Annotated in this window: 11 protein-coding genes; 6 read left to right on the top strand and 5 right to left on the bottom strand. The window is 54.5% G+C overall.

Features of this window, described 5'->3' with window-relative positions; translation table 11 throughout:
* Window positions 1-8: 8 nt before the first annotated feature.
* Window positions 9-431 (top strand): hypothetical protein, encoded by a 423-nt coding sequence (locus HB676_RS07325; protein ID WP_213737052.1) that lies wholly within the window; start codon window positions 9-11, stop codon window positions 429-431.
* 501 nt (window positions 432-932) lie between these two features.
* Here HB676_RS07325 and HB676_RS07330 read toward each other — a convergent pair.
* Window positions 933-2,126 (bottom strand): hypothetical protein, encoded by a 1,194-nt coding sequence (locus tag HB676_RS07330; protein ID WP_213737053.1) that lies wholly within the window; start codon window positions 2,124-2,126, stop codon window positions 933-935.
* A 179-nt stretch (window positions 2,127-2,305) separates the two neighbouring features.
* On the opposite strand from HB676_RS07330, the gene HB676_RS07335 reads away from it, so the two are divergent.
* On the top strand, window positions 2,306-2,998 hold the full coding sequence (locus HB676_RS07335) for a hypothetical protein (protein WP_213737054.1): 693 nt from the start codon (window positions 2,306-2,308) through the stop codon (window positions 2,996-2,998).
* Window positions 2,999-3,574 (top strand): hypothetical protein, encoded by a 576-nt coding sequence (locus tag HB676_RS07340; RefSeq protein WP_213737055.1) that lies wholly within the window; start codon window positions 2,999-3,001, stop codon window positions 3,572-3,574.
* A 522-nt stretch (window positions 3,575-4,096) separates the two neighbouring features.
* Here the strand turns inward: HB676_RS07340 and HB676_RS07345 are convergent.
* Both HB676_RS07345 and HB676_RS07350 read right to left on the bottom strand, forming a co-directional pair.
* On the bottom strand, window positions 4,097-5,914 hold the full coding sequence (locus HB676_RS07345; RefSeq protein WP_213737056.1) for an ATP-binding protein: 1,818 nt from the start codon (window positions 5,912-5,914) through the stop codon (window positions 4,097-4,099).
* Between the two features lie 69 nt (window positions 5,915-5,983).
* Complete coding sequence (locus tag HB676_RS07350; RefSeq protein WP_213737057.1) at window positions 5,984-7,444, bottom strand: DNA sulfur modification protein DndB; 1,461 nt, start codon at window positions 7,442-7,444, stop codon at window positions 5,984-5,986.
* Window positions 7,445-7,818: 374 nt separating this feature from the next.
* Here HB676_RS07350 and HB676_RS07355 point away from each other — a divergent pair, with 374 nt between their 5' ends.
* The 3 genes from HB676_RS07355 to HB676_RS07365 all read left to right on the top strand — a co-directional run bounded on the left by HB676_RS07355 (window position 7,819) and on the right by HB676_RS07365 (window position 9,457).
* Entirely contained in the window at window positions 7,819-8,172 is a 354-nt protein-coding gene (locus HB676_RS07355; RefSeq protein ID WP_213737058.1) for a hypothetical protein, read from the top strand.
* Window positions 8,173-8,206: 34 nt separating this feature from the next.
* Window positions 8,207-8,698 carry a hypothetical protein gene (locus HB676_RS07360; RefSeq protein ID WP_213737059.1) on the top strand — a complete coding sequence of 164 codons (492 nt, stop codon included), beginning with the start codon at window positions 8,207-8,209 and terminating at the stop codon, window positions 8,696-8,698.
* Window positions 8,699-8,833: 135 nt separating this feature from the next.
* Entirely contained in the window at window positions 8,834-9,457 is a 624-nt protein-coding gene (locus HB676_RS07365) for a hypothetical protein (protein WP_213737060.1), read from the top strand.
* A gap of 1,246 nt (window positions 9,458-10,703) precedes the next feature.
* On the opposite strand, the gene HB676_RS07370 is transcribed toward HB676_RS07365, so the two are convergent.
* Window positions 10,704-11,921: an AAA family ATPase gene (locus HB676_RS07370; RefSeq protein ID WP_213737061.1), complete on the bottom strand. Its 1,218-nt coding sequence runs from the start codon at window positions 11,919-11,921 to the stop codon at window positions 10,704-10,706.
* A 707-nt stretch (window positions 11,922-12,628) separates the two neighbouring features.
* Window positions 12,629-13,786: an integrase arm-type DNA-binding domain-containing protein gene (locus HB676_RS07375; protein ID WP_213737062.1), complete on the bottom strand. Its 1,158-nt coding sequence runs from the start codon at window positions 13,784-13,786 to the stop codon at window positions 12,629-12,631.
* Window positions 13,787-13,788 lie beyond the last annotated feature (2 nt).

The following is a 13,788-nucleotide window of genomic DNA, read 5'->3' on the forward strand; positions in this document are numbered from 1 at the left end:
GGAATTTGATGTCGAATCCATTTGTTTCCGCCGTATTGGGCGCGATCGGCACTGCTCTCGGGGCGTGGTTAGTTTCATTGATACCCGGCGTGAGAAAGTGGGTGGCCGGGCAGTTTAAAGAACGGCCGCAGGCATCTATCATTATTCTTAGTGGGCTTATTGCGACCGCGATCTCGATAGTGACACTATATGCCTACGAGAAGCGCCTGATTTTCGCAGGGTCTGCAACGGAGGTTTATCAATGTCCTAGAGCTGGAGACCTTGAGGGTGAGGGCTCTTTTGCTTGGGCATCGTTCGGTTGTGTTGGTCAGGTGTCCTCTCTCCCAGAATGTCAAAACGCTGGGTGGAATATCAAGCAGAACGCTGCAACTTATAAAGCGCATAGCTGCAAGAGGATCGGAGAGCTAAAGTACGATACATCCGACAAGTGAGGGTCGTCTCAAGATTCAAAGCCCCCGAGGGGCTTTGAATCATTCCCTTACTGTTTTCCGCTAGCTTGAGTGAGTGCGCTTAAACTAAAGCCGGGTGCCTTCTTGCTCAAGAGGTGAAGCGATGTTTGAATTTCCCGCCCACCTCCGTTAGCGACAAGGCGGAACGTGATGGCGGCTCCATCAACCCACCGCAGCGGCATTGATAGCGCATGGTGTCGCAAGCGGTCTAGCCGCGGAGCTCCGCCAAAAGAAATGGACTGTTGGGAAGTTGAAGCAAGCCGGTGAAGCGAAGCTGCACGAGCTCAGGCTGCCTGCTTTCGCGATCGATGTTTTGCTGAAAGGACGCGCGGCCTGAGATTCCGTTCAAGAACCTTACAGGAGCCCTCTTCGCCAACCATTTCGCATGCTGCGTCTGCCGTGATCCGAGGAAGAACAGCAAGCTCAGTCCGACGCCAAAACCCTCGTGGGGGTAGCGCTCTTGCAGCCGCCTGTGGTCGTCAACTAGCCGCAATCCGTAAGATCGGTCGTCGGCAGGGGTACATTGTACAGGTCGATGGCTTCGCCGCGGGCGCGGGCGCGGTACTGTTCCTCGGTGTAGAGAATGGTCGATGTAGCGGCCTCGATGTTTGACTGAGGCCACCTAAAATCCATTCTATCTGAGACGAACGCAGCAAACGCCGTGGCGTCGTCTTGCGATGGGATATCTCGCTTGAACCGCAAATCCAAGAATCCAGTGAGTGCCAACCGGTAAAGCGGGGCAGCGTAGATGTAGAGCGACCTTTGGGACGGTCGAACAGCCAGACGTTCCCTTGTCACTGGATTGCCGTGGAGGAAGTCATTCCGGGCTTTGTAGAGTTCGCCGTAAATCCAGCAGGGCAGAATGTCCTTGGTCTGGGTCGTCTTGAACCCATGAGCCTCATAGATCGGCGTACTCAAGGCTGGTAGGCCAAACTCCACGGTTTTGAGGTTGTCATAAACCTTAAAGAAAGCCGATGACTTGGCCGGTGAAAGGATCTCGAACGCACTGACCCAGAGAGAAACCTGTCGGCCGATATCGTACATCGTTACTTCGACGCCGGCAGGCATGAGAGCTGCGAAGTTGGCCATGTTCAAAGACCTGAATAGTGCCACGTCGTCGTGTTCTGGTGTTTCCGTTCGGTAGCACCGCTGCCAACGCGTCAACAGCTCCTTCAGCAGGATTTTATCGATAAAGCCATGGTCAAGGTGTCGGGGCGAAATCCCTGGCGAGGATTGACCACGTAAACGAGTCACTTCGTCCATTCCACTGGTCGCCATGGTCATCGACAGGAGATGTTCGTAATTCTTGTCGAGCATCCATGGGTAAATTGAAAACCAATTGGAATAGTGGATACCCATACCACCGTGCCCGAACCTGAGAGACTTGGCCCAGCTCAGTGGGATTACAGACATTGAAACGCTGTCACGGAATGCGGCCAGAGCTTCCACACCCCGGAAAGCTGGTGGGGCGTCCTTGTGAGCCAGCACAAAGCTTGGGGCCAATGAACGGCCGAACTCGGTCTTGAAACTGCCGATGTAGGTTTGAAAGGCTGGATGGGCCGAGGCAATTTCGCCAATCCTCGGGTCGGCGGTCGAAACCAGCGCCACATCTTCGGATTCAATAGCTTCGGTGAGGGCGATGTTCGGCAGGGTGAACATCGGTATCCAGTCGGCCATCCGAAACTCCGTTGAAAAGCGTGAGACTGCACAGTTTCCCGTTCCCGTTGTAGCGGCGATTACTGTATTCTGGGTCGGGAATATGGCGGGTGACTATGGAAAAAGAGTACTTTGAGAGAGCGCTTAGACAGCGTGTCGTCGCAGCTCGTGGAGAGTGCGCGACCGCGTTGGACGGGATCATGCGACGACACGCTGCCGCGGGCAGGTTGGCCAGTGGGGCGACCCTGAAGGCGTTTACCGACGAAACGGTAGGCGTCTTTAAGGCGTCATACCTCGAAGCCCAGCGTTTCTCGTTTGAACTGGCAGGCTCAAATGAAGAGGTCGATCGGCTTAGCCGGTTTGCCTCGGAGATGATTGATGCCTTCATGGCTGAGGTCACTGAACGGTCTAACAGGACGGGGATTCAAGGGACCGTCGTCCCAAACCAGCTCGGGGTGCTGCGCCGGTTTCTCGAAGACCTGAGGACGGGTCTGACTGACGATTACCAGCACGGCATGCAGGGAAATCAGCGCTTAAAGAAAGACCCCATCGTGAACGTCATCAATAACCAGACCAACAGCCCAGGCGCCATCCAGCAGGTCGGGATAGGAGATAATTTCTCCCAGCAGGCGTTCGCGCAAAACCATCAGGAACTGGTGAACGCTATCGACCGGGCCTTGGCATCTGACGCATTTGCGCAACTCTCGCCTGACAGAAAAGAGGCGTTTAGCGACACGGCCCTAGTCGTGAAGGAAGAGGCGGCGAAGGCGCAACCTGATGTCGGCAAGTTGAAACGGTGGGGAAGACGGCTGGTCGATCTCGGCAAGGATCTCGGGATAAAGGTGGCAACGGCTGAAATCGTGCACCTTCTGGCCAAGATGTTCGGGGCGTAAATGGCCGCTACGTACGATGAACTGCTCGACCTGTCAGAGTTTGATGGCCAATCGCTACTGGCTAAATACATCCACCACGGCGGCGACATCAATAACTTCGCGACAACATGGGAATATGTCTCGTTCACGTATAGCCTCGCGTTCGACGAGCTTGCGCGAAAGGCATATGAACCCGGTCACTGCGTCAGTAACCTGAGCATTCCGCTTTTCTTTCTCGCCCGCCATTCGATCGAGCTGGCGCTCAAGACCGCTATTCTCGAATACGCAGAAACGGACGATACCACGCCCAAGTCGGATGGTCATGACCTTGTTGTTCTGTGGAAGGAACTTTCAGGTTGTATGGAGCGATGGGGATGCCCGGCGACAGATGATTGGGGCGTTATCGTAGCCAAGCAGATAGCCGATATCCAAGAGGTTGACCCAAAGGGGGATCGCTTTCGATACCCGACCGATATCAAGGGCAAACGGTTCGAACTGACCCACGTAGAGCTTGAGGGGCTTGTGAGGGCGCACAACAGCATAACGACGTATCTCGATGCGTGTGCGAATATGCACTCGGATGGCTACCGCGGTTGACGCTTTGGCGAAGTAGACTGCCTCTGTCGAAGAGACCCTAGGCGGGGCTCTCACTGCTTTCACGATGAGCAGGTTGCGACATCAATCCAAAATCTCTAACCTATTCTACAGGGCTGGATTATCTGGCTGAGCCGGATTTGTGCCGCATGAGCGCGTTTGCAGGCAGGCCGACAATGCCTTTATCGAACTCTTTAATCGTCGGGCACAATTCAGTCAGCCGCTGCAATGCGGGTGAGATTCCCGAATAAGCTTAAGCACTTCGAGCCGGGCCAGAGCGGCAATGCCTAGCATCGCGCCCTACCGTGTGACGCAGCGTGGATGATGGTGTCGGTCAAATCGACGAAGCGCCGAATCTAAACGCTAAATCAATGACAGTCGGCGGAAAGTACATCCGCCTAGCAATACGCCGAAGCAGCGACGGGGAATCGCGAATAGTTTTGGACCAAGCCACAGTCGGTTGGTGGTAGTAGGAGGGGAGATATTTGCTACCTGAAGCGATCAGCTATTGCCCAAGCGGGTTTGCTAAACAACCGCATCCTCGAGATCCTGACGTCCGACACGTAGAGCCTGTCCCATCCTTCTACGGGCATTCTGCAAGGCGTCGTAAAAGTCATCAGCCGCCAGGCTTAGACTTTCTGGAGATTGGGCTCGAGCCATGTCCTCCGTGGACCATTCTCGGTTCAATTGTTTCGCCAGCGCAAACACGACGGCACGGCCAACCTTAAGCGTCATCGTACGCTCTGCAAGGTCGTGCGCCATGCGACGCATAATCTCCGGATCCGGGGACGCCGCATATTCCGTCTCTAAAACAGATTTCATTTCATTTACGGATGGGTAGTTCATGTTCACGAACAACTGCCCCGACTCCCGATAGAACTTAGCGGCTTTTCCTTTAATGCCTTTCTCTTCAATCGCAGCATCATCATGTAACGGTATGATTTCGGGGGCCCTCTCGGCATTCAGCGAGACGGTAGCCCGCTTAGCACCGGTGGGAGCAGCGAGGACGTCGTCCTGGATGCCGCGCGGGTTCTTTCCGGATGACGCTCCATTCCCGTCACCCTGTTGATTTCCCCGCACGCCAATCCCTTGATTGCGATCGACAAGTATGTCGCCTTGGAGTGTGACTCGCGGTGTTTCGGAGCGAATACGCAAGGCGTTTAGAAGTTTTTGTAATTCATTACGAATCTCTCCAGCACTTTCGGAATCCGCTGGCGACAGGGAGGAGATGATTTTCAAGAGCCATTCGGGTCGCTTTTCTCTAACCAAGTTGGCAAAATCCTCAGCCTCAACCTGTCTTTGATCATCTTCTTTGTACCGTAAAAACTGTCGATATGCTTCAGGACGCACGGCAAAATCATCCGGCAACTCTATGTGCACGGAGATGTGTTTGGCTCCGAACGCTATCCCAAAAATCGGCGCGTCAAGCGTCCACTGTCGCCCGCGCTTCAAGTCGTACATTTCATTCTTGTGAACAATTGCGCAGGTGCTCACGTCAGTTGTCATAGCCCCGCTTACAGAGGCATTGTGGCTGGTGCTCTTGAGCGGAGGATCATAGAAATAATGGATAGTGATTCCCGTGGAACTCGACACACTTTCGGAGTGACCTAGTTGATAGGCGCGGCTAGGGATGGTTTTGAAAACCCGCGTTCCGTCCAACTTGTGTGCACCAGGTGCAAATCGCACCAACAAGCCCTCGGGAAGTCTGTAGAACCGGTGATAAAGCGTGTCGGCAATCCATTGTTTTTGGACTGACGGATTGCCATCGTATGGATCACGCACGGTATCTTGGTCGGCGCGATTTCCGAAGAGTACTACTTCGGTCCAGTCTCGTGCGAGATCGTAGCTGCCTTCTGATTTGCATGCTTCTGTCACATCGACCACCTCCTCGATGGTGCCAGTTTCCGAAAGCTCCCGCCTGTAGCGACCGTACACGCCATCGCGTTCGCACAAGATGACTTCGCTAACCACTCCTTGTTTACAAGATCGGTATCTAAGGCCGTAGCGATTGGAGGGCAGGGAAGCTACTTTGGCACCCATCCCAAAGTTCTCATCCAGGCCTTTGTCTTTTCCTAGCGATGCAGCCAAGTCACATACGCCGTGCAGTTCTTCACTGGACATACCTGCTCCCGTATTCCAAATGCACAACTTCTGAACGCCCCCGATCTCCTTGACCTTGATCTCGATTACTTTCGATCCATCAACTGTTGACATCGCCGATTCTTCGGCATTCTTGAAAAGCTCTCTGATCATCATCGTTTTTGGGCACCGCTCGATCAGGCTGGCGATCAAGAACGCTTCATCTGCGACGTGCAGCGGGGCAACCTTGGTGGTTTCAAACATGCGATAGGACTTTCAATTGAAGGGAAAATTGAACCTCGCCCTAAACTAGGACGAGGTTCACTGGCATTCTCACTTTTGATGGCGGTTCGGTAATTTTAGGCGCCACCGGATCATGTCTGAAAGGATCGGGAAGATGTCATTGTGCTTTGCGCCGAAACGCATGAGCCCACCCTGGAATGATCCCAGATCGCGGTTCGCATCGCCGGTAATCTCGCCGCCGGCGGGAAGATATGCGGCGAGCCCGGCTAATCCCATGTCACTTCGTTCGGTTTCGCCGAGTTCGTAGTAGCGCCACATTGGATTGTTGTGGCTGAAGTCCAGCGAATTCAATCGCGAAAAGAATGTATCCAAAAGCGTGTCCCCGTTGTCGGGACGACGATTCGAGAAAGCTAGATCAAAGACCACTTTCGCAATTGCTTTCAACACGACCGGTTGAGCGGCGACCGTTTTGAGCTTTGCGCCCGGTTTCCCATAATCTTTGATCCTAAGAATTGAACTCCACATACGCGACACAGTTTCGACGCGCGGCTCAACAATTGCCGGCGTAGCACCAGCGACATTACCTTTGTTGAGAAACGCGGTGGCGTTTACGGCGACGATATCTCGACGAGAAAGGGCGCCGTCGTCATTGTTCCAATCGGTCTGTTCGCTTTCGCAATCCTTCAACTTAAGCTCGTTGATGAGGACATCTTCGATGAACTTGGTAATTGGGTTCGAGCCATCGAATTTGAGCGATAGGGATCGGGTGACCTTCTTTCCGAGATTGTTGAGATCGTGGAACAATTGCCTTTCTTGGTCGATCGAGAGGCCAAGATGCAATTCGACCTGGACCGTCGCGAACGATCGGGCGCATTCGAGTGCTTCCATCCATACGGCCATGTCTTCCGGCGCGACCTTGCCCCTAGCAGTGTAAAGATTATTGCGAGCCGGATAGCTTCCAGTCTTCGTGACAGTTTCAAGGAATTCCCTGGTGATCTGCCCTCCTGCCAAGCGATGCTGGCCATCAATCATCCACCATCGATAGTGCCGGGGCAGGTAGACCTGAAATCCGCGTGTCTCATTGTTGGTGGAGAGAATGCGATCAGCCCGGACGGACGGCTTGTCGGGCTGAATGTCGCGGATGTTCGCGACAAACGGCTGAAGCGAAAAATAGGGCTGTGATCCCAATTGATGCAGCACAGTGCCGAACGTCTCAGGGATTTCTTTGCCTTGGAGGTGCTTCCTGGCCATGGCTGCGTTTACTAGCCCTTTCAGCATGTAAACCGCCAAGCCGCGGGCATGGTTCATGTCCAGCGGCCGCTGAGCAACTTCCCCTTTTTCAGGATCGTTCGCGACCGATGACCATTCGATCAACTTCATCAGCGTCACATCCGCCGCCCACGTCATCCGGCCGAGATTGTAACCCACCAGTACCGTGAACGGCTCTTCGTCAGAGCTTGTGAAGGTCATCATCTCGTCCAGGCTGCCTGAGGTGATTAGCGCCTCATCGACCGCCATCGGCTTCGGCATACCCTGCGTATTTCCAAACATAAGCACCTCCCGCAAATCGGCAAAATTACCGTCCTGGCCTCTATAAATATTATCCCAGGAAGAAGTCAAATCTTTTTTTTCGGCTTCGATAACATTCCTGGGATAAAATATAATTCACCTGGATGATTGTGCTGGCCGGCTTGGCGCTAGTCTTTGGAGCGGAAATAATCGACAAACCAACAACTTAGAGAAGAGCATGCTAAGTTACTCAATTTTACCCCGAGGGTCTGTCACAGCTGAGGGCGAGCCAAAATGACTAAAAGCTATTTTGTCGAATCGGTCTTTGAGAGCCGCAGTGATTGGGCTGCAAATTCATCCTCGGCTTGGGTCTCAGAACGACCCTCGGCGTTGGTAGGGTGTTCGTAGATGGAGGATTGGATGGCCAGACACTTCGGTTTCAAAGCACCATCTGCTGCCGCACCGTCGGGGTCCATAAGTTCTTCCAGCGCTACGCCGGACCTGACTGCCTCGGCGTCTGCATCGAAGAACCATTCTCAGGGCAGTTCTCCAGCGGCAAGGCTCTCTTCCCCACGCTCGGTGCTGCCATCCTCGCCTCCGAGCTGGCGAGGCTCCCATGGTCGGTGATCCGTCTCAGCAAACTGAAAGTCCACGCCACCGGCAAAGGCAACGCCAAGAAGCCCGACATGCAGGCCGCCGCCAAGGCACTTTGGGGAAAGATCTGGGCGACGACGAAGCGGATGCTGCCTGGGCGGGCGCGTATGCGTTAGACTGCGGACTCTTCCACTAACGCCGCAGGTCGGAATGTTCGATATTCGGAATTCAGCCGATTTCTATCGCAAGTGTTTGGACGATTATTCGTCGTTGCTTTTCAACCCGTCCTACGCCGGCTTCGCCATAAACTGCGCTATGTCCTCCTACCATTTGGCTGAATGGATTTGGGGCGACTGGCTCAAGACCGACCATGTCCTGAAGGCTCGGCTGAAGGTGAAGAGTTGCGACGATTTCAAAGGGTGGGTTGAGGCTCAATGCCCATTCTTTAAAACCGTTCAATCGATCGCCAATGGCTCGAAACATTTCAACCGTAACGTTTCAGGAAACACTGCAAAAATGGAAGGCGTTGCGGAGGACGAGGGCTTTGAGCGGGATCACTTGGTCGTACTGACGGACGATAACACCATGCGCAGTATCGAGGATATGATTCAGGTACTGCTCACCTTCTGGCATGATTTCCTTGAAGAACACTCGATCTACAAGGACTTAAAGAGTCCCGACGAGGTGGGAAACGAGTCTTAGCGCGCTTTCAGCATTTCGACTTTGGCTTCCGCCTTGCGTATGTCAGCAGCCTTAATGTAGGTGCTGTCGGCTTGGAAATTCTTCAGCCGGGTCGCGGTGTAATGGTGGCAACGCTCGCGCGTCGCGGTAACCGTGATGCTCCACAGCTTGGCTATCGATCGTGTCGTTTCGCATAACGCGAAGCTGCGCGCGGTCGTTAACAAGATGATTGCGAACATCACCAAGGCGACAATAGGGGAGAAAAAGCGTGCGTTGAAAGCAATTGCCACAAGCTCGGCGAATAATTTTCAGGCGCTGTTCAACGACTTGCTGGTAAACCCGCGGGGATACGATTTCGATCGGGACAAGAAGAGCATCGAGGCGCTTCGTCACCTGCTGACCTCAACGTCGCAACAGTTCCCACTCACGATCGCCAAGCCTGCTGCGGCCAATGGTGCCGAATTGAAGAGGGTGGTTGATGCGGTGACGGCCCAATTCAAGCAACTCGTCGAATACAACGACCTATCGCGGCTGCTGTGGGACGGCTCTACTCCTAAATCGGAGAAGGCCGCACAGCTCTTTTATTTCGGCGTGGCGGACTCGTACTGTAAGGCGAACAACATCGACATCTGGCCGGAAGTCCACTCAGGCGGCGGTCCCGTCGATTTCAAGTTTTCCACCGGGTACAACGGCTCTCCAAGGGGACGGTGGAGCACGGTTACAAAGAGCAGCTCGAAACCTACAAGACTGCCGCCCAGACCGACGAGGGTCTGTTTCTAGTCATCAACGTGGGCCGGATGGGTAGCAAGCTCACGAAAATTAATAAATTGAGGAAGGAACGGATTGAAAAGGGCGAGCGCGCCTCAGACATCGTCGTCGTTGACGCCACGCGGAAACTGTCGGCCAGCAAGCGCACTAAGGGAACTTGATGCGCAAAATCACTCTCGCCAACCTTCATCAAATGCATCAACAGAGAGAGTGATAACGGCATACGGGGAGCGCTCGCCGACCGAGCGACGCAGCGTGGATGACGACGTGGGTCAAATCCACGAATCGTCGAATCTAAACGCAAAATCAACAACCATAGGCGGAGAGTGCATCCGCCTCAGCGTGACCGACTGAGGAATGATCAACATCGCCAGTGCGTTTTTCCTTGTCTATGCTTGCCGGCTACCGTCGGTTGTGGCTGAATGCCGACGGGGGGAATGGTCATGCTTCGGTGCCTTTTGCTTTGTGTTGCGGCGGTTAGCCTTTCCGCTTGCGACCTGACGTCCGGCAATTCATTCGCATCTCCATCAGGGGCTATCGTCAATACGACAAAATGTAACCGCTCATCAGACGCCTGCTTTCAAAAAGCGGCGGCGATATGCGGGGGACCGTATCAGGTTATAGATAGCGACAGCCATCCGGGCGGAGCTTTCACTGACGGAACGGCTGGCCCCGTCGTTTGGTACAACATGACTTATCAATGCGGCCCATCGGATGGCAAAATGCCAGCATTCCCCTTCAGAGTTGGCGGAGGGCCGCCGCCGACTACGGTCAATGCAAACGTGAGCATCCAACAACGCTAGGTGGGGCTGAAACCTCCGACAACGCCGTGAGCGTGTCGTGGCTGCTAGCATCCACTCGGCTCGCGGCGCGATCGAGCCGCATCGAAAAATTGCGCTTAGCGAACGGGCGATTCAATGAATGTTTCCCCAGGGTCGCAGTCGCCTTGGTTCAATTACGTGTTGAATCTCCGCGACACCTTCGCGCGCCCGCGCGTACTGCGGATCATGACCACTTATCACCGCGAATTCTTCATGCCGTTCCATCGTTTGATCTCTCAACAAGTTATTTGCGATGAGACGCGGTCACTCGATTCAAACGCTGCGTTGTGACGCATCGCTGAGTGTTTTCCATGGTTGGATGCTTTCGTTGGTTTCGCCAATTAAGTCTTTGAAATTTCAGCCTCACACCTCACATCACCCTCACATCGCCTCACAAATGTGATGTCACAAATCCTCACATCACATCACACACCCCTTTAGGGGTGTGAGTGTGAGGGGAGTGCGAGAGGAATTGGTGGGGGCGGAATTTTAAGCCGTACTTGGCCATCCATTTCAATTATCTGTTGAGTCAAAGCGTCCTTGATGCGCTTGAAGGGCTGCCATGGATTTTTGGCGTCGGATTTCAGTAGACCAGCCTTGGTCAATTCCTCTTTCCAATAATCGACATGGACAGCGCCGTCCTGGCCATGCGAGGCGATCACACACTTGAGCGCGTCGAGAGCTTGCGTCTGTTTAGGGGTCAATCTGGAATCGGCTGGACGGGCTTCTGTGGCCGTCTGATCGGGCTTGTGGGGCGATAGGATCGAGACCGTAAAAGACCTTTCCGGTATGGTACGCTCTCCCACGACGAAGGCCGGGCGCGTAACCGTAAAGTCTTCCGGCTCGAATGTCGCAAGCTCTCCCACGGGCACGTCGTTGGCCTTGACGATCTCCGCCGTCCCCTTGTTGATATAGACAGCCAAGTCCATATGGGCGCGCTTAGCGCTGTTGCCGCGCTCTTCCTTCTTTCCGTCCTTGCCTGAGTGACCAACCGTTAAGAAGTGATAGTTGCTGCTACTGTACCGATCTCGGATTTTTCCAAGATGCGCGCAGGCATAGGTTTGTGTTGCGGCTAGATTTTCGTCACAGCCCCCCATCGCTTTCGCCCAACTATCGAATACTACCAAGCCAACGGCACACCGATTTTGACGTTCGAATTCAAAAATCGTGTCCGAAACGCTTTCGACACAAGCTGGGTCGCAAAGATTTACGGGGTCAGGGCAGACCGCGATAGGAAGATCATCCGGAAGACTGTCCCGCTTTTTATATGCCTCTAATCGGCGCCGATGTAGGGCCGCACGCTCTGTTGCGAAAATGAGAACCCCGTTCGGTATTTCTTCGTTCGGTTCGGAACCCGGAGCGAATTTGTAACCACGCCAGTCACGTTTGCTCGCAATGTGAATTGCTATATCATCGATAACGGTTGACTTGCCTTGACCGTCTCTGCCGAACCAAGTCGAGTCCTCGTTGAGCGCAATCACGCCTTCAATTAGCCAGTCCTTGGGCTCCTGATTGCCGAAGTCCGCGAAGGTCGCGAAGTTGAGGCTCTTGAATATGACTATTTCATCGTCTTCGTCGTAAGTGATCCCGTGCTCGACGGTGGTCTTAGTAAGCTTGCCGTTTTTGTAAACTTTTCCATCTCGAATGAAATGCATCGTTTAGGGTTTCTGTCGGCACGGACGTGCGGACGGTCATAACCCCCCGATGCGAAACGCTTGACCTTTTGGACCGGTTGCGATATGAAACTAGTTGTCAAGCCAATTCCAATGCAATCAGCCCCGGTCGCGCGCTAACGCGGTCGGGGTTTTTGCGTTTAGGCGGCTTGGGACGTTCCGGCTTCGCGAGCGGCGCGCCAGGTGATGTATGCATCACGGCTTATGCGGCGAGTGCTGCCAAGGGGGTATGTCCGTGGCGCCTTACCTTGTGAATCAAGTTTGTAGAAAAAGCTCCGCGAGATTTTCTCGGCGGCGCAAAACTCGTTGATGGTGAAAGACTCGTCCATGACAGGGCTCCGATTTGAGCGCTCGCCAAGGCAATAAAAAGCCGAGGGCGAGCACAAGATTGATTTGTGCTGTTCGCTCTCGGCGCGGATACTCTGCCCACGTCGTTCGGGGTTTCGCCAGACTGATCCTGCCAGTCCATCCACTACACCATGTGCCCTCACGAACACATCGTTTGCGCAACCAAGTGCGCAATGGCCCCTAGAAACTGTCCCCATGTATACACGCTTTTCGCCAAAAATCTACCAACGAGAAGTTAACGGTGCGCGGCGGGAATTGCAGCTATGCGAGCATCAACGGGAATTTGCGTGGCACTCCGGTGTTTCCTTATTCAGACAGCTACAGTCAGCAGATATTTGCACTCACGCAACGCTGCGATGTAAACAGATATTTGCACTAACGCAGTAGTCGGCCCATTCATTCATAAGAGCGCGCCGCTTCGCGAGCGCCGTTGAGCGGCGATAGGCAACTTCCGTTTCGTCCCCGACAGCATGCGCCAGCGCCATTTCGGCAATCTCGCGCGGAAACGTCGTACAGTCGCCGGCCCAATCTCGGAACGTCGATCGCATGCCGTGCGTCGTGGCCGGAGAGTTAGTGTGGCGCGCAATGCAGTTTGACAACGTGACATCCGACACGGGCCGGAACGGAATTTGAGCCAAGGCTAGGTTCGCTAGCGGCACCTTGTGCTCACGCTCTGCTTTCATGCGAACGGCCGGAATCGTCCAAAGGTCTCCCTTTACCTCGCCGGCCGGGTTCATCGCGTCGGCCTCGTTGAACCGACATGCGGTCAGGATGATCCAGCGAAGCATCCGAGCGGCGTGGCTCGTGTCGCCTGCCAGTGAGCGCCAGAACTGCGGCATTTCTTCATAGGGCAGGGCCGGGTGGTGCTGCACGTCGGACTTACGGCGTCGCGCCAGGAACTGATCCAGATGGCCGCGCCACAGCGCGGGATTTTCGCCAGTTCGTAGACCTTCGGCCTTTGCGCCATTCAAGATCGCTTCAACGCGTCCGCGCACCCGCCGCGCCGTTTCTTTCTTCTCGTTCCATATCGGGTCGAGCACTTTGCGAACGGCTGCGGTATCGACGTCACAGACCCGCAAATGCCCAATGTGCGGATGGGCGTAATCGCGCAAGCTATTTGACCACTGTTGGCGATGCTTATCGTTTTTCCAGCCGGCCTCTTTGCCCGCGATGTACCGCTTTGCATAGGCTTCGAACGTGATCGCCCCCGTGGCGTCGGCCTTGACCTTGGCTCGCTCGGCTATGCGGTGCTCAATGGGATCGACGCTATTCCGCACAAGGGAGCGCGCCGCACTGGCGGCCTCGCGTGCCGCGGCCAAGCCAACGTCCCGCATGGGACCTAGGCCCATGAACCTCTCTTTGCCGGTAACGGGCGATTTGAACCGGAAAACCCAACTCGCGTTTCCGTTCTTATCGACGTCGAGCCGTAGCCCGTCACCGTCAGCCAGTTTGTCGCCAGGCTTGGCATTCTTCACTGCCAATGCGGTTAGAGTTCCCATCG

The organism is Bradyrhizobium sp. dw_411, assembly GCF_018449695.1.
Classification (GTDB): Bacteria; Pseudomonadota; Alphaproteobacteria; order Rhizobiales; family Xanthobacteraceae; genus Bradyrhizobium.